This window comes from Streptomyces sp. NPDC054796 (genome assembly GCF_053611545.1).
The window spans coordinates 11,068-25,262 of sequence record NZ_JBSHAO010000019.1 but is presented as its reverse complement, the minus strand read 5'-3'; the positions used below and the strand labels follow the sequence as shown (position 1 = coordinate 25,262).

Genomic DNA, 14,195 nt, shown 5'->3' with positions numbered 1-14,195 from the left:
CGCGTCGGAGGGCCCTCTGGTGGCGCCTACGTCAGTCATGCTCCCGGAGAGCGGCGATCAGGTGCCGTCCTTCCTTCGCTCCCCGGCGCATGAGGACGGCGGCCGTCGTGTGCAGTTCGTTCCAGGAGTGCGGGCGACCGACGTCCGCCGCGTCGGGCACACTCGCCGTGGCCACCGCACCGGCCCGTGCGGCGTCTCCGGCCCCGGCGAGCGCGTGTGCCAGACAGGCCCGGAACCAGGTCTTGTCCCGCCGGTACTCGTCCGGCAGCGCCGTCAGACCCACCGAGAGGTGATCCACGGCCGCCCGCCAGTCCCGCAGGTGCAGCGCGGCCATGCCCCGTTGCAGGGTGAACCAGTTCTCCCCGTAGAAGTACATCCACGGCGGCTCGTCCTCCGGGCGCTGCGCCGCACGACTGATCATGTCTTGCGCCTCGTCCAGAAGCCGTACGGCGTCGTCGGCTTCACCGTTGAGCGCATGGCCTCGGCCTGCCATCTGCGCGGCCATGCCCTGCACGCCGAGGGACGTGCCTGGCGCTGACCAGCGGGCAGCCTCCGCCAGCCGTACGCATCGGCTGGCACGCCCGTCTCCCCATGCCATGTGTGCCTTCATGTTGAGCGTGGTGGCAGCCATGTTGGCGTCCCCCGCTTCCAGCGCCCATTCGTGACTGCGGTCGTACCAGAGGAGGGCGGCAGGCTCGTCGCCCTGGTCCTCAGCCATCCAGCCCAGGAACTGCGCGTGCTCCGAGGCCAGACGGACCACGCGCTCGGCGAGCGGGCCCCGCGCCCCCGCGTACAGGTCGACGACCGTTCGGAGCTGCTGACGCATCACGTCCACGAGCGGCCGGGACCCGATCAGGTCCTCTGCTCTGCGGTGCTCGGCGAGCAGTCGGTCCAGCCACTCCAGCGTGGCGGCGTCGACGCGGTGCTCGGCGTTCACGACGCTCGTCACGCGGGCCAGCAGGTCCTCGTCAGGCCCCGGGCCGGGAAGAGCGAGGGCCGCAACCGGTGCGGGCCGACGATGCTCCGCAGGGGTCTGAAGATGCTGCGGGATCTTGAGCCCGGCGGCGATACGCCGCTGCACCTCGACGGAGGTCACGCGGCGCCGACCGCGCTCGATCTCGGATACGTCGGGCTGGACCAGGCCGACGCGCTCGCCGAGCGCCGTTTGGCTCAGCCCGGTCAGCTTCCGGTACACGCGGAAGAGCGCTCCCCAATCCCCGCTCGCGACTGCGGTGGCGAGTGCCGGGTGAGACCACAGGTCCATGTGAGAGTCCCCCATATCTCCAATATAGGGCGCGGCTATAGGGCCATGGGATGGGATCAACTGACGTCCGGCACGAGTGTCTTCGGCAAGACCCCCGCGACCGCGTGAACGGTCCGGGGCGTGGCCAATGCTGCTAAGGGGCGTCAACGTGCCGAAGACAACCGACCTGTCCGTCTCAGAGGCGGGAGCGTCCCGGTGAGCACTGTGACGAGCACGCCGTCGTGGGCTCCGCCTGTCGGGCTCGCCGCCGTACTGGAGCCCGCCGGGGTGCACTGGGACGCCTGCCAGGTGCCCGCGTACTTGGGGGATCAGATGCTGGCGCGGCTCGGTCGTGAGTCGGGTGCGGTGATCCGGGATCCGTACGGGCGCCGGTTGATCTGGCTGGTGCCGCCCCGCGCGACGCGGGAGTGGGTGGTACCGGAGACCTCGTGGGTGCAACTGCTGAGCACCACCCAGTACCTGACGGTCCCGCCCGTCTGGTGCACCCGCTCCATGTCCCCCCACTGGATGAGGCCGTGGGCCGCGCACGGGTTCACCGACGCACGGTTGCTGTACGTCGTGCTGGATGCGGTGATCCGGGCCGAGCACGGGCCCCGCGAGAGTGGGGCCGGGCGGTGAGCCCGCGCTGTTTCCGGTGCTGTCGGGTGCCCGGCACGCAGACGGTCCTGGAGCTGTACTCCGGTGACGAGCGGGGCGCGAGCCCGCAGACACGCACACGCACCGTTCCCGTGAAGGTGTGTGACGGGTGCGCGGCCGACATCGCCGCCGAGGACGAGGCCCGCGCCGCGAGACCGGGGGCGGAGCGGTGACCGGCCGCACGTGCGAGGTGGAGGGCGGCGGTCACGTGGGCCCCGTCATGCGTTACCTGCCCACAGCCCGCTACCCCTGGCACAACCCGGTGTGGCTGTGTCCGGGGCACGGTGCCTACCTCCCCCTCGCCGCCATCCGCGCCGAGGTCACGGGGGAGACCGTCGCCCGCGCCATCACCGTCTTCACCGGCGCCGGAAAACGCCGCACCGACGACACCGAGCCGCAGCCGGATGCCGAATCACCGCCCACCCTGCGCGTAGTACGCACCCCGTGAACGGAGTCTGCGCCCGCTGCGGCTGCTGGACAGCAGAAGGACGCATCGTCCAGTGGCACGGCCCGGAACAGCCCGTCCTGGCCTGCCCCCTGTGCCCGCCGGGGCGGCGCGAGCAGATCGCCTCCATCACCGTCCTCGCCGCATTCATCGTCACCCTCGTCTACGTCACCGCCACCCGCTGAACCCCAGGAGCAGCCCCGTGCCCCGTGATCACACCGTTCTCATCCCCGCCGACCCCGAAGACGTCTTCTACGACCCCCACGGCTGGGCCACCACCTCCGGGTTCCCCGTCGCGGTCCTGGAAGGCCAGCAGGCGCGTTTCGTGATGCGCCGCATCCAGGACCGCGCCGTACGCCTCATGTACGAACTCCCACAGGGCCCCGTCTTCCTCACCAGCTACCCGCGCCCCATGCCGCGAGGGCAGGTCATCGAGATCATGGAAGGCAACCTCGCCACCCTCCTCACCGCCCACGCCTGCCACCCACTCCGCCTCCGCGAGAAGGGCGAACGCCTCACCGTCGACGGCGAAACCCGCGACTGCCTGAGCACCCTGCTCGCGCCCCGCCACTGGTGGCAGGCCCGTCACACCCGTATCGGCAAGGCCCTGCAACACGAGGGACGCACCGTCATCCTCACCGCACCCCTCGTCGGCGGACGCACACTCCAACTCACCACCGTCACACCCACCCCATAAAACCCCCGCCCCCTGGGAAACCGTCGGCAGCGGTCCAGGGGACGGGCCCCACGTCCCGGCGTGGGCGCGACGGCGCCCGGACCCCGGCACCCGGACCCCGTGCCGGGGCCGAGGGCCCACGCCGGGGCAGCCCGGCCGTCCGCGTACCAGCCCCCGTCGCGGACGGCCGGGCCCTCCCACAACACAGAGCGCCGCTCACCCCCGAGAGCACCGCTCCCACCCCAGAACCCCGCTCACAACGCGGAGCGGTTGCCCGTGTCCACCGGCTGGGTCGCGTTTGACGCGCGTTCCGCGTGGGCGCGGACCTGGTCGGCGGTCAGGGCGTAACCCGTGTCCGCGTCGCTCGTGGAGCGGGCGAAGATGACGCCGTACACCTTGCCGTCGGTGGTGAGGAGGGGGCCGCCGGAGTTGCCGGGGCGGACCGTGGAGCGCAGGGCGTAGATGTCGCGGGTGCTGAGGCTGCTGCCGTAGATGTCCTGCCCCTGTGCCCTGACGCGTTCGGCGACGGTCGCGGCCCGCAGATCGAGCCCGCCGTTCTCCGGGTACCCGGCGACCACGGCGGGGTCGCCGCGTGAGGCGTCGCCCGCGAAATCGAGGGAGGGCGCGTCGAGGCCCGGTACATCAAGGACCGCGACATCGGTACCGGGGTCAAAGAGGACGACCTCCGCCTCGTAGCGCTGTCCGACGCCGCCGACGCGCACCGTCGGGTCGTCGACTCCCGCGACCACGTGCGCGTTGGTCATGACGTGGTCCCCGGAGTAGACGAAGCCGCTGCCCTCCTGGCCCTGCTGGCGCCCGTCCACGTTGGCCACGCCCTCGACCTTGACGGTGCTGCGCTGCGCCGCACGGGTCGCCGCCGGGGTCACGGAGTCGCCCGAGGGTTCGGCGACCGAGACGCCCGGTTCATGCTCGAAGGGGTTGAAGACGGGCGGGAAGCCGGCGGTGGTCAGGGCACCGGTCGCCCTGTTGAACCAGGTCGCGGCCTGGGCGGGCATACGGTCGTGCACGGTACCGAGGACGGAGGAGCCCCTGATGGCCTGGTTGAGCACCGGCGAGGGCGACGCCGCGAGGGCGCTCGCCGCGACCCAGGCGACGACCAGCACGGCGAGCCCGTTGATCACCGCTCCCCCGGCACCGTCGGCCCACCGCACCGGCGCCCAGCTCAGCCCGCGCCGCAGCCGCCAGCCCAGTGGCGCCGCGAGCGCGTGCCCCGCGAGGGCGGGCACCAGCACCGTCAGCAGGGCCACGACCGTCGCGCCCGTGGTGCCCTCCGTCACCTGATCGAGGGCGAAGGGCAGCAGCCACACGCCGACGACCACGCCGCCCACGAACCCGGCGAGCGAGACGAGCCCCGCGACGAGTCCGCGCTGATAGCCGGAGACGGCGTAGACGAGCACTGCGAGTAGCAGGAGTACGTCGAGCAGGTTCACGGCGCTCCCCTTTCGCCCTTGGTCGGTCGGTCGAGTGGCCGGTCGGCCGGGTGGCCGGTCCGGGTGATGGACAGAACGCGGAAAGGTACCTTCCCGGTTCCGCGCCGCCCACCTTGTGACAAAGGGCATACGGGGCATACAGCCACCCGCGCACGTACCCGCGCCGCACCCCCGCCTCTACCCGCGCGGGCTCCCCTCATCCTGGTGGCCGGGCTGGTGGCCGGGCCCGCGAAGGCGGTGTCCCACGCGCCCGAGAGCGCGGGCGAGCACGTCCAGTTCCTCCTCGTCGAGGACGTCGATCAGCACCTCGCGCACCGTCGCGACATGGCCGGGCGCGGCCTCTTCGAGCAGCCGCCTGCCCTCGTCGGTGAGTACGGCGAAGACGCCGCGTACGTCGGTCGGGCAGGAGCGGCGGCGCACGAGGCCCCGCTTCTCCAGTTGGCCGACCTGGTAGGTGAGCCCGCTCTTCGAGGTGATCAGCAGTCTGGCCAGCTCGGTCATCCGGATCTCGCCGTCGGGCGCTTCGGCGAGGCGGACGAGGATCTCGTACTGCGGGTGCGAGAGCCCGGCGTCGTCCTTGAGCTGCTGCTCAAGACGGCGGTCGACCCTGTTGCTCGCTTCGACGAAGCCGTGCCAGGCCGCCATCTCCCGCTCGTTCAGCCAGCCGCTCTTACCCATGCGCCTATGGTACGCGGTTGTTCAAATTCAAACCATCGACTACCGTCGGGCGGGTTGAGCTGGTTCGAATTTGAACAATGGCTCACCGGGCACGGAAAGCTCACCGTCCTCTTCGAGCCAACCGTCCTCGCAGGAACCACACACCTCTCACTGACTGACGTAGGGAGCCTCCGCTCATGCCGTCCCCTCACGCCCCTCACGCCAACACTCTCGACACCTCCGACACCGGTCCCGCGACCAGCGCCACCCCCGGCGCCCCCGGCGCCGACGCGCAGGCGGCCACGCCGCACGCCTACGACGCCGGACTGCTCGTCCTCCGGATCGCGCTCGGTCTGACCATGGCCGCGCACGGCGCGCAGAAGCTCTTCGGCTGGTTCGGCGGCGGTGGCCTCGAAGGCACCGGCCAGTTCTTCAGCTCCGCCGGGTACCCGTCCGGCGAGGCCATGGCCGTGATCGCCGGTCTCACCGAGACGTTCGGCGGTCTCGCGCTCGTCCTCGGCCTGCTCACCCCGCTCGCGGGCGCCGCCGTGTTCGGCACCATGCTCAACGCCCTCGCCGTGAAGTGGAACGGCAGCTTCTTCGCGCCCGAGGGCGTCGAGTACGAGCTGCTGCTCACCGCCGTGGCCGCGGGCCTCACCCTGACGGGTCCCGGACGGTACGCCGTGGACCGCGCGCTGCCCGTGCTGCGCGCGCACCGTCTCGCCTACGGCGCCGGCGCTGTCGTGCTCGGCGCCGTCGTGGCGGGGATCGTCCTGCTCGTACGCAGCTGACCCGCGCGTACGCAGCTGACCTGCTCGCACGTAGCTGACGCGCGTACGCAGCCGAGGCCGACCGGCACCCGGCTGGTACCCCGGCCGGGTGCCCGACCGAGAAAGGCTCACGACCATGACCAGCGGCACCACCACCCCCGCTCCCGGGGCCCGGATGCCCGTCCTCTACCTCAGCCACGGCGCCCCGCCCCTGGCCGACGACGCGCTGTGGACCTCGCAGCTCGCCGGCTGGTCGGCGCGGCTGCCGCGCCCGCAGGCCGTGCTGATGGTGTCGGCGCACTGGGAGTCCGCGCCGGTCACGCTGGCCGCGACGGAGACGGTGCCGCTGGTCTACGACTTCGGGGGCTTCCCCGAGCGCTACTACCACGTGCGGTACGCCGCGCCCGGCGCTCCTGTGCTGGCCGAGCGCGTACGGGGGCTGCTGAGCGCCCCCGGCACCCCGGTGTACGACGCGCCCGACCGGGGCCTCGACCACGGCGCTTACGTCCCGCTCGTCGAGATGTACCCGGAGGCCGATGTCCCCGTGCTCCAGCTGTCGATGCCGACGCTCGACCCGGCACGGCTGCTGGAGCTGGGGCGCAGGCTGGCCCCACTGCGCGACGAGGGCGTACTCGTCGTCGGCAGCGGCTTCTTCACCCACAACCTGCGCGGGATGACGTGGGGCACGGGGCCCGACGAGGCGCCCGGCTGGTCCCGGGAGTTCGACGCGTGGGGCGGCGAGGCGCTGGCCCGCCAGGACGTGGACGCGCTGCTCGACTTCGCGCACAAGGCCCCCGCCGGACGCGTGGCGCACCCGCGCAGCGAGCACTTCGCGCCCCTGTTCGTCGCGCTGGGCGCGGGCGAGGCCGACCTGCCTCGGGCGCGCACCGTCATCGACGGATTCTGGGGCGGCCTCGCCAAGCGCTCCGTCCAGTTGGGCTGACGTCCCCGGACCCAGCCCGCCCGCCACCCGGCGACCCGCCCGCGCTCACTCCACGACGGCGTCCGCCGGGTCCGAGCGGGCCAGTCCGGCCAGGGTGCCGAGGGCGCGGGCCAGGACGTCGGGGGGCGGTGAGGCGAGGCCGACGCGCACGGCGTGGGGCGCGCGGGAGTCGCCGACGGCGAACGCCGCCGCCGGGGTGACCGCTATCCCCCGCCTCGCCGCCGCCGCGACGAACGTCTCGGCCCGCCACGGCCGCGGCAGCTCCCACCAGCAGGAGTAGGAGTACGGGCCGCCGCGCACGGTGAGACCGTCCAGTTGGCGCGCGGCGATCTCCTGGCGCGCCGCCGCGTCCCGCCGCTTGGCCCGTACGACGGTCCGTACCGCGCCGTCCGTCAGCCAGCGGGTCGCCGCGTCCAGCGCGAACCGCGCCGGGCCCCAGCCGCCGGAGCGCAGCGCCGTGGCGAGCCCGGACAGCAGGCCCTCGGGCGCGACGGCGAAGCCGAGGGTCAGGCCGGGGGCCAGCCGCTTGGACAGACTGTCGACGACCACCGTCGACTCGGGCGCGAGCGCGGCCAGCGGCGGCAGGTCGTCCCGCAGGAAGGCCCAGATCGCGTCCTCGACGACGGGGATGCCCAACTCCCGTACAGTGTCGGCGAGTTCGGCCCTTCGCTGATCAGGCATGACCAGGCCCAGCGGGTTGTGCAGGGTGGGCTGCACGTAGAGGGCGCGCAGCGGCGCGGTGCGGTGCGCCGCTGCGACGGCCCCGGGCACCAGCCCGTCCCCGTCCATGGCCAGCGGTACCGCGGTGACGCCGAGCCGGGCCGCGATGGCCTTGAGCACGGGATACGTCAGCTCTTCGACGCCGAGCCGCCCGCCCGGCGGCACCAGCGCGGCGACGGCGGCGGCGACGGCCTGACGCCCGTTGCCCGCGAAGAGGACGCGTTCCGGGTCCGGCCGCCAGCCGCCGCGCGCGAGCAGTGCGGCGACGGCGTTGCGCGCTGCGGCCGTACCGGTCACGCCGACGGGCCGCATCGCGGACTCCAGGACGTCGGGACGCAGAAGCGGACCGATCCCGTCGGCGAGCAGCGCGGACTGCTCCGGCACGACGGGGTAGTTCAGCTCCAGGTCCACCCCGCTGTCCGCGGGCTCGGCGAGCGCGGGGCCCCGGCCGGGGCGAGGGTGGGGCGTCTGGGCCCGTACGTAGGTACCGCGGCCGACCTCGCCGACCGTCAGGCCGCGGCGGGCGAGTTCGCGGTAGACGCGCGCCGCCGTGGAGTTGGCGACGCGGTTCCTGGCCGCGAACTCGCGTTGCGGCGGGAGGCGGTCGCCCGGTCTGAGCCGTCCTGACGCGATGTCCTGCGCGATGCGGTCGGCGATCCGCCGGTACTCCTCCAACACCCTCCCCGCCCCTTTCTCCCATTGCACCGAGAGCAATAAAGGATATTGCACTTAGCTGTGAAGGGAACATACTCTGCGTCGCATTGTCGGCCCAGCTTGTCGGCCCGGCCTCAATGGCTTGTCGGCCCGGCCTCAGCGGAGGAAGGGGTTCATCGTGCTCGGAACGAGCGCCGTGTTCGGCGTCGTGGCGGTCGCCCTCGGGATGGTTCTCACACCGGGACCGAACATGATGTATCTGGTCTCGCGGAGCATCACCCAGGGGCGGCGTGCGGGGATCGTCTCGCTGGGCGGCGTCGCCGTCGGCTTCATGGTCTACCTCGTCGCCGCGAACCTGGGCCTGTCGGTCGTGTTCCTGGCGGTGCCCCAGCTGTACGTGGCCGTCAAGCTGGCCGGTGCCGGGTATCTCGCGTGGCTCGCGTGGAAGGCCCTCAAGCCGGGCGGCGCGTCCCTCTTCGAGCCCCGCGAGGTGGCCCCGGACTCGCCGCGTCGGCTGTTCCTGATGGGGCTGACGACGAACCTGCTCAACCCGAAGGTCGCGCTCATGTACCTCGCGCTGATCCCGCAGTTCGTCGATCTGGGGGCGGGACATGTGCTGGCGCAGGGGCTCGCGCTCGGCACGCTCCAGATCGCGGTGAGCGTGGGGGTGAACGCGGCCATCGTCCTGGCCGCGGGAACGATCGCGGTCTTCCTCGGCCGCCGGCCCTCGTGGCTGCGCGTGCAGCGGTACGTCATGGGCACGGTGCTCGGTGCACTGGCCGTCACCCTGGCCCTCGACACGTCCCGGCCGACGGCGCCGACGACGTAGGCGAGGGCAGTGGGACGTACACGTCACTGCCCCTTGGCACTCCCCAACTATCTGGTCTTGAACTCGACCTTCCCGGTACTCATCCGAAAGTTTCCATTCGAGTAGAGAGTGGGGCGGGCTTCGACGTGGTTACCGCTGTATTTCTCAACGTGCCGGATCTGGACGCCTTCAGGAACAGTGAAATCAATGAGAGCAATAGCCACCCAGTAGGACAAGTTACGGTTGTTGAATAATGGCACCGTCACGGTAGAGCCCCGGCCATCGGTGATGACTGCCCGAGCCCCATAGGATTTGAACGAACCAGCTCCGTTCTCCACCGCGCTGTAGGCGCACAAAAGAACATAGCCCTGGAGGTCGGGACGGCGGATGGCGATGGTCTCGCGACCTGGCGCTCGCGCGTCGCCATCCAGGGCGATGTAAGGCGGAGCGAAGGGCGATCCGAGCTGCCGGTAGTAGACAACCTGATCCGACTTGTTCGGGCGCTTTCCTTGTGGAGTGACAAGGCTCTTAGGGAGGTAGAGAGCGTACAGATCGAGGTCAGCACCGGCTCGCCGACGGGCCGCGCTCCCGCCGTTCCACTCAAGCGTGGCCGTCACCACAAGGCTGGGATCGTCCTTGCGCATATCAATGGTTGCCTGGCCGGCCTTGGTGAGGGCGATTTTACCCAGCGGAACAGGGGGGCGAGGCGGTGCCATCTGAGGGACTGACGCAACCGCTGGCGGGACGTGCGGTGGATGCGGAGGCGGCGACGCAGCGGACGTATGCCGGACCTGTGCGGTCTTTACTCCTGATGACTCCTGCGCTGCGGACGGCCCTGGGTCGTCCACGTCGATGCCGAAATCCGACGCCAGACCTGCCAGTCCAGTGTCCCAGCCCTGCCCCACAGCCCTTGTCTTCCACACACCTGCACGCCTGTAAAGCTCAACCAGGATGGCTACTGTTTCCCGGTTCGCGAGCGGCGGCGGCGCGAAGGTGATCCGTGCGCTTCCGCACTCGATGACCGCCTCGGGGGTATTGCTCACGTCGAAGTGGGTGGCCCACAGTTCGGGGTCGATGCTGGCGACGATCGCAATGCGATCGACGGCGTCAGGGACTGCGGCCAGATTCGCGACGATTGTTTGGCCTTCCAGCACGATCCCGTCCTGCGACGAATGGTTGTAGAAGACAAGATCTTCATCGCTTCGCACCTTGCCGTCCTGAGTGAGCAGGACGGCAGAGACGTCGATGCCCGTAGTAAGCGAGGAGAGAGTGACGCGGCAGATGGCTGCGGACAAGACCGCATTGCCGCCTTTGGCAAGAGTGGTAGTCATGTATGACCTCTCACGATGGTGCGTACATCGTGGCGCCCCTGACCATCCCGTGTACGACAAACACTGATTTCAGGCAGCTAGGCGTCGTTTCGTCTGGTGTGATCTTGCGGTGCTCTGGGACAGTGCCTGCTTCGCTTGCCGAGCGGAGGGCACCGGCCGACGGCGGCATGGGGGCCGGGAGGTGCTGGCCGCGATCATCTTCGTGGCTGTCTCGGGCGCACGTGGAACCAACTGCTGCCAGGCTCCGGCCCCTCGGGGGCAGCAGATGAGACACCGATGCCCCATGGCCTCGGCTCGCCGTTTCCTTCCGCACCCCGCGAGGGCCGTCACGGGCGGAACGTGCGCCGGTACGTCGCCGGGGTCGTGTTCAGGGTGCGGCGGAAGTGCTGGCGCAGGCCGTCGCCCGTGCCGAGGCCGCAGCGCTGCGCGACGGAGTCGACCGGCAGATCGGTCGTCTCCAGCAGCTCCCGCGCCCGCGCCACCCGCTGCTGGTTCAGCCACTTCAGCGGCGTCGTCCCGACCTCCCTCGCGAACCACCGCCCGAAGGTCCGCGTGCTCGTTCCGGCGCGGGACGCCAACTGGCCCATGGTCAGGGGCTCGTGGAGCCGTTCGACGGCCCAGTCGAGCACCGGAGCCAGCCCCTCCGCCGCGCCCTTGGCCGAGCGCGGCAGCGCCGCCTGCCGCGGCGGCACGTACTGCGCCTGGCCCCCTTCACGGTGCGGCGCCACCACCATGCGGCGGCCGACCTCGCCCGCGGTGGCCGTGCCGTAGTCGCGGCGGACGATGTGCAGGCACAGGTCGATCGCCGCGGCGGTGCCCGCGCTGGTGAGGACGTCGCCGTCGTCGACGTAGAGCGACCGCTCGTCCACCCGCACCCGGGGGTGGCGGCGGCGCAGTTCGTCGGCGTACATCCAGTGCGTCGCCACCGTGCGCCCGTCCAGCAGCCCCGCGTCCGCGAGCACGAACGCGCCCGAGCAGAGCGAGGCGATCCGCGCGCCGCGCGCGTGGGCGGCACGCAGGGCGGCGAGGAGCGCGGCGGGCGGCTCGTAGGAGGCCACGACGCAGGCGGGGACGATCACGAGATCGGCCTCGTCCAGCGCCGCCAGGCCGCGCTCGGTCTCCAGCCGCAGCCCGCCCCGTGCACGCCGGGGACCGGGGGCCGGGGTGCTGTCGCACAGGGTCAGTTCGTAGTACGGGGGCTCGAAGACGGCGCAGGGGACGGCGAGCTCGAAGAGCGAGGTCTCCTCCAGCACGGGAACGACGACCCGCACCGGCCCGCCGCGCCCCGACGCCGCACCCCGCTTCTCTCTTGAACCCATGGCGTGAATCTACGTCTCCCTGGCATTCACGCCAATGGTGATCCCGGCCCGGACGCCTGCCCCTTCCGTCGGAACGGCGTCTCCGAGCCCCCTCCCCCGCCCTCTTCCTGAGCCCTCGATTAGGCCGGTCTTAAAGGGGCCATAAGGATCGCCCAGAACGCTCCGCAGCAGGCGAAACCGCTGCTGAGCGGGGCTAACGTGCTGATCGCCAGGCGGGGTCCGGACCGTCCCCCACAGTCCCTGCACCCCTGCGGTTCCCCGCACCCCCACACCTCTGACGTGTCCCACCGTGAGGAGACCTCCACGATGACCGTTCGCCACAAGGCAGCAAAGGCAGCAAGCGTTGCCGCCCTCGGTGTCGCGCCGCTCGCGCTGACCGCGCTGGCCGCGAGCCCCGCCGTCGCGCACGGGTCGATGTCGGACCCGGTCAGCCGGGTGTCCGCCTGTTTCGCCGAGGGGCCCGAGAGCCCGAAGTCGGCCGCCTGCAAGGCGGCCGTCGCGGCGAGCGGCACCCAGGCGTTCTACGACTGGAACGAGGTCAACATCCCGAACGCCGCCGGCAAGCACAAGGAGATCATCCCGGACGGGAAGCTGTGCAGCGCGGGCCGTGACAAGTACAAGGGCCTGGACCTGCCCCGCACGGACTGGCCCGCCTCGAAGATGACGAGCGGCAACCACACCTTCCAGTACAAGGCCACCGCGCCGCACAAGGGCACGTTCGAGCTGTACATCACCAAGGACGGCTACGACCCGGCCAAGCCGCTGAAGTGGTCGGACCTGGAGGCCGAGCCCTTCGCCAAGGTCACCAACCCCACGCTGACGAACGGGAGTTACGTCTTCGACGGCACCGTGCCGAAGAAGTCGGGGCACCACCTGATCTACAGCGTCTGGCAGCGCTCGGACAGCCCGGAGGCGTTCTACACCTGCTCGGACGTCACCTTCGGCGGCTCCGCCACCGCCACTTCGGACAAGGACGCGGCCGAGGCCGCCGCGCCGAGCGACGAGCAGATCACCGCCGAGGCCGACAAGTCGACCGTGGACCACAGCGGCCACGGCGCCGACCACAAGGGCCACAACGGCACCGAGTACACGGCCGACGACGCCTCGGACACCGAGGGCAGCGGCACGGAGGAGAACGCGCCCGCGCCCAACGGCGGCGCCGAGAAGGCCAACCTCGCCGAGACCGGCGGCGACGACAACACCGCCACCATCGCCATCGGCGGTGCCGCGGCCCTCGCGATCGGCGCGGGCGCGCTCTTCGCCGGTGCCCGCCGCCGCGCCCTCGGCGGCCGTCACCGCGGCTGATCCGTCACAGCGATCACCGCGGCCGAGCCGTACGAGCCGGGTCCGCGCCCTCCACCATCCGCCCCCGGGCGCGGACCCGGATTTACGATCAGCGCATGACAACAGAAAAAGAAATGGTGGAGGTCACGTCCGAGTCCGAACTCCGCGAACTCGTCGGCGAGCCCGCGCCGTACGCGGCGGACAAGGCCCGTACCGCGCTGCACGCGCTCGACCGCGCCCGGCTGTCCAAGGCGCTGGAGCGCCGGAACGATCCGCTGGAACTGCTGGAACAGCACTACGGTCCCGCGTACGCGGAGACCCTCTACGACGGCTGACGGGGCGGGCTGACCAGGCGGGTCAGGCCGCGCACGTCGTCGGGGTGGCGTTGGCGGGGTCGAGGGCGTTGGCCGTCTCGTGGAACGCCATCCGGTCGAGCAGCCCGATCGCCAGGTGCTCGGAGATGTTGGCGGGGCACAGGTCCTGGAGCAGCACGTTGTTGACGCCGGGCCCGTCCAGGAACTGGGTCGTGTACGGGGTGACGACCTCGTCGTACTTGGTGGCGATGACGGTGTACTTCACGCCCGGCACGGTGTCGCCGCCCTCGTTGAGGCGCTTGAGGAAGTCCGAGCCCTCCTTCTGCTGCATCAGCGCCGGGCCGAAGTCCTCGACGGCGTCGCCGATGGCGGGGTACTGGTCGGCGAGCCGGGCGAGGCCGCTGAGGGTGGTGCCGTGGTTGCTGGGCGCGATGCCGACGAGGGCGTTGACCTTGTCGGCCCCGCCGAGGAACTTCAGATATTGACGGGGCATCATCCCGCCCTGCGAGTGGCCGACCATGTCGACCTTCGCCGTGCCCGTGTCGGCCCGCACCTTCTCGACGAAGGAGGCGAGCTGTTCGGCCGACTTCTCGATGGGCCCGAGCCCGTACAGGAACGGCACGCCCGCCTTCTGGCCGTAGTCGAGGGAGAAGACGCAGTAACCCCGCCGCACCAGGTACGGGGCGAGGCCGAGCCAGTTGTCGACCTTGTTGCCTCCGGTGCCGTGCACCAGCACGACGGGGCGGGGGTGCGCGTCGGAGGGGTCGCAGGAGTAGTCGTTCCAGCCGCCGCTCGCGGCCGACGACTGCGGCATCGGCGGCTGCGAGGCCGGAGCAGTGGCCTCCTCCCCCGGAACGGAAGCGGCGGGGGGGCCGCGGGGCCGTCGCCCTGTCCGGCCACCACCAGGCCGCGGAAACCCCCGC

Annotated in this window: 17 protein-coding genes; 10 read left to right on the top strand and 7 right to left on the bottom strand. The window is 71.3% G+C overall.

Annotation, left to right across the window (positions count from 1 at the left end; all coding sequences use genetic code 11):
• Positions 1-31: 31 nt before the first annotated feature.
• A complete protein-coding gene (locus ACWGJ2_RS17860; RefSeq protein WP_453347051.1) occupies positions 32-1,279 on the bottom strand; it encodes a helix-turn-helix domain-containing protein in 1,248 nt (415 codons plus the stop codon).
• Between the two features lie 180 nt (positions 1,280-1,459).
• Here ACWGJ2_RS17860 and ACWGJ2_RS17855 point away from each other — a divergent pair, with 180 nt between their 5' ends.
• The 5 genes from ACWGJ2_RS17855 to ACWGJ2_RS17835 are packed head-to-tail and all read left to right on the top strand — an operon-like array spanning position 1,460 to position 3,042.
• The gene (locus ACWGJ2_RS17855; protein WP_453347050.1) at positions 1,460-1,882 is read left to right on the top strand and encodes a hypothetical protein; all 423 of its coding nucleotides are present in this window, start codon (positions 1,460-1,462) and stop codon (positions 1,880-1,882) included.
• Between the two features lie 26 nt (positions 1,883-1,908).
• Positions 1,909-2,073: a hypothetical protein gene (locus ACWGJ2_RS17850; RefSeq protein ID WP_453347049.1), complete on the top strand. Its 165-nt coding sequence runs from the start codon at positions 1,909-1,911 to the stop codon at positions 2,071-2,073.
• A complete protein-coding gene (locus ACWGJ2_RS17845; protein ID WP_453347048.1) occupies positions 2,070-2,348 on the top strand; it encodes a hypothetical protein in 279 nt (92 codons plus the stop codon). The genes ACWGJ2_RS17850 and ACWGJ2_RS17845 overlap by 4 nt, the downstream gene beginning before the upstream one ends.
• Entirely contained in the window at positions 2,345-2,530 is a 186-nt protein-coding gene (locus tag ACWGJ2_RS17840; RefSeq protein WP_453347047.1) for a hypothetical protein, read from the top strand. Before ACWGJ2_RS17845 ends, ACWGJ2_RS17840 begins: the two co-directional genes overlap by 4 nt.
• 17 nt (positions 2,531-2,547) lie before the next feature.
• On the top strand, positions 2,548-3,042 hold the full coding sequence (locus ACWGJ2_RS17835) for a hypothetical protein (RefSeq protein ID WP_453347046.1): 495 nt from the start codon (positions 2,548-2,550) through the stop codon (positions 3,040-3,042).
• Between the two features lie 233 nt (positions 3,043-3,275).
• Here ACWGJ2_RS17835 and ACWGJ2_RS17830 read toward each other — a convergent pair whose 3' ends face one another.
• Complete coding sequence (locus ACWGJ2_RS17830) at positions 3,276-4,472, bottom strand: MarP family serine protease (protein ID WP_453347045.1); 1,197 nt, start codon at positions 4,470-4,472, stop codon at positions 3,276-3,278.
• Positions 4,473-4,649: 177 nt separating this feature from the next.
• Complete coding sequence (locus tag ACWGJ2_RS17825; RefSeq protein WP_453347044.1) at positions 4,650-5,150, bottom strand: MarR family winged helix-turn-helix transcriptional regulator; 501 nt, start codon at positions 5,148-5,150, stop codon at positions 4,650-4,652.
• Positions 5,151-5,326: 176 nt separating this feature from the next.
• On the opposite strand from ACWGJ2_RS17825, the gene ACWGJ2_RS17820 reads away from it, so the two are divergent.
• Complete coding sequence (locus tag ACWGJ2_RS17820) at positions 5,327-5,920, top strand: DoxX family protein (RefSeq protein ID WP_453347043.1); 594 nt, start codon at positions 5,327-5,329, stop codon at positions 5,918-5,920.
• A gap of 115 nt (positions 5,921-6,035) precedes the next feature.
• The gene (locus ACWGJ2_RS17815; RefSeq protein ID WP_453347042.1) at positions 6,036-6,842 is read left to right on the top strand and encodes a dioxygenase family protein; all 807 of its coding nucleotides are present in this window, start codon (positions 6,036-6,038) and stop codon (positions 6,840-6,842) included.
• Between the two features lie 45 nt (positions 6,843-6,887).
• Here the strand turns inward: ACWGJ2_RS17815 and ACWGJ2_RS17810 are convergent, their stop codons facing one another.
• On the bottom strand, positions 6,888-8,237 hold the full coding sequence (locus tag ACWGJ2_RS17810) for an aminotransferase-like domain-containing protein (RefSeq protein WP_453347139.1): 1,350 nt from the start codon (positions 8,235-8,237) through the stop codon (positions 6,888-6,890).
• Between the two features lie 205 nt (positions 8,238-8,442).
• On the opposite strand from ACWGJ2_RS17810, the gene ACWGJ2_RS17805 reads away from it, so the two are divergent.
• A complete protein-coding gene (locus ACWGJ2_RS17805; protein ID WP_453347138.1) occupies positions 8,443-9,045 on the top strand; it encodes a LysE family translocator in 603 nt (200 codons plus the stop codon).
• A 47-nt stretch (positions 9,046-9,092) separates the two neighbouring features.
• Here the strand turns inward: ACWGJ2_RS17805 and ACWGJ2_RS17800 are convergent, their stop codons facing one another.
• Positions 9,093-10,355: a TerD family protein gene (locus ACWGJ2_RS17800; RefSeq protein ID WP_453347041.1), complete on the bottom strand. Its 1,263-nt coding sequence runs from the start codon at positions 10,353-10,355 to the stop codon at positions 9,093-9,095.
• Positions 10,356-10,681: 326 nt separating this feature from the next.
• Positions 10,682-11,674 (bottom strand): GlxA family transcriptional regulator, encoded by a 993-nt coding sequence (locus ACWGJ2_RS17795; RefSeq protein WP_453347040.1) that lies wholly within the window; start codon positions 11,672-11,674, stop codon positions 10,682-10,684.
• Between the two features lie 306 nt (positions 11,675-11,980).
• On the opposite strand from ACWGJ2_RS17795, the gene ACWGJ2_RS17790 reads away from it, so the two are divergent.
• Both ACWGJ2_RS17790 and ACWGJ2_RS17785 read left to right on the top strand, forming a co-directional pair.
• Positions 11,981-12,979 carry a lytic polysaccharide monooxygenase auxiliary activity family 9 protein gene (locus ACWGJ2_RS17790; RefSeq protein ID WP_453347039.1) on the top strand — a complete coding sequence of 333 codons (999 nt, stop codon included), beginning with the start codon at positions 11,981-11,983 and terminating at the stop codon, positions 12,977-12,979.
• Between the two features lie 95 nt (positions 12,980-13,074).
• Complete coding sequence (locus ACWGJ2_RS17785) at positions 13,075-13,293, top strand: hypothetical protein (protein WP_453347038.1); 219 nt, start codon at positions 13,075-13,077, stop codon at positions 13,291-13,293.
• Positions 13,294-13,315: 22 nt separating this feature from the next.
• Here ACWGJ2_RS17785 and ACWGJ2_RS17780 read toward each other — a convergent pair whose 3' ends face one another.
• Positions 13,316-14,086: an esterase/lipase family protein gene (locus ACWGJ2_RS17780; protein ID WP_453347037.1), complete on the bottom strand. Its 771-nt coding sequence runs from the start codon at positions 14,084-14,086 to the stop codon at positions 13,316-13,318.
• Between the last annotated feature and the right edge of the window lie 109 nt (positions 14,087-14,195).

Excerpts from the sequence above, each read along its gene's own strand:
- ACWGJ2_RS17820 (WP_453347043.1), top strand. The coding sequence starts at position 5,327 with ATGCCGTCCCCTCACGCCCCTCACGCCAACACTCTCGACACCTCCGAC.
- ACWGJ2_RS17800 (WP_453347041.1), bottom strand. The coding sequence starts at position 10,355 with ATGACTACCACTCTTGCCAAAGGCGGCAATGCGGTCTTGTCCGCAGCC.
- ACWGJ2_RS17785 (WP_453347038.1), top strand. The coding sequence starts at position 13,075 with ATGACAACAGAAAAAGAAATGGTGGAGGTCACGTCCGAGTCCGAACTC.
- ACWGJ2_RS17790 (WP_453347039.1), top strand. The coding sequence starts at position 11,981 with ATGACCGTTCGCCACAAGGCAGCAAAGGCAGCAAGCGTTGCCGCCCTC.
- ACWGJ2_RS17795 (WP_453347040.1), bottom strand. The coding sequence starts at position 11,674 with ATGGGTTCAAGAGAGAAGCGGGGTGCGGCGTCGGGGCGCGGCGGGCCG.
- ACWGJ2_RS17825 (WP_453347044.1), bottom strand. The coding sequence starts at position 5,150 with ATGGGTAAGAGCGGCTGGCTGAACGAGCGGGAGATGGCGGCCTGGCAC.
- ACWGJ2_RS17780 (WP_453347037.1), bottom strand. The coding sequence starts at position 14,086 with ATGCCGCAGTCGTCGGCCGCGAGCGGCGGCTGGAACGACTACTCCTGC.
- ACWGJ2_RS17860 (WP_453347051.1), bottom strand. The coding sequence starts at position 1,279 with ATGGGGGACTCTCACATGGACCTGTGGTCTCACCCGGCACTCGCCACC.
- ACWGJ2_RS17815 (WP_453347042.1), top strand. The coding sequence starts at position 6,036 with ATGACCAGCGGCACCACCACCCCCGCTCCCGGGGCCCGGATGCCCGTC.
- ACWGJ2_RS17805 (WP_453347138.1), top strand. The coding sequence starts at position 8,443 with ATGGTTCTCACACCGGGACCGAACATGATGTATCTGGTCTCGCGGAGC.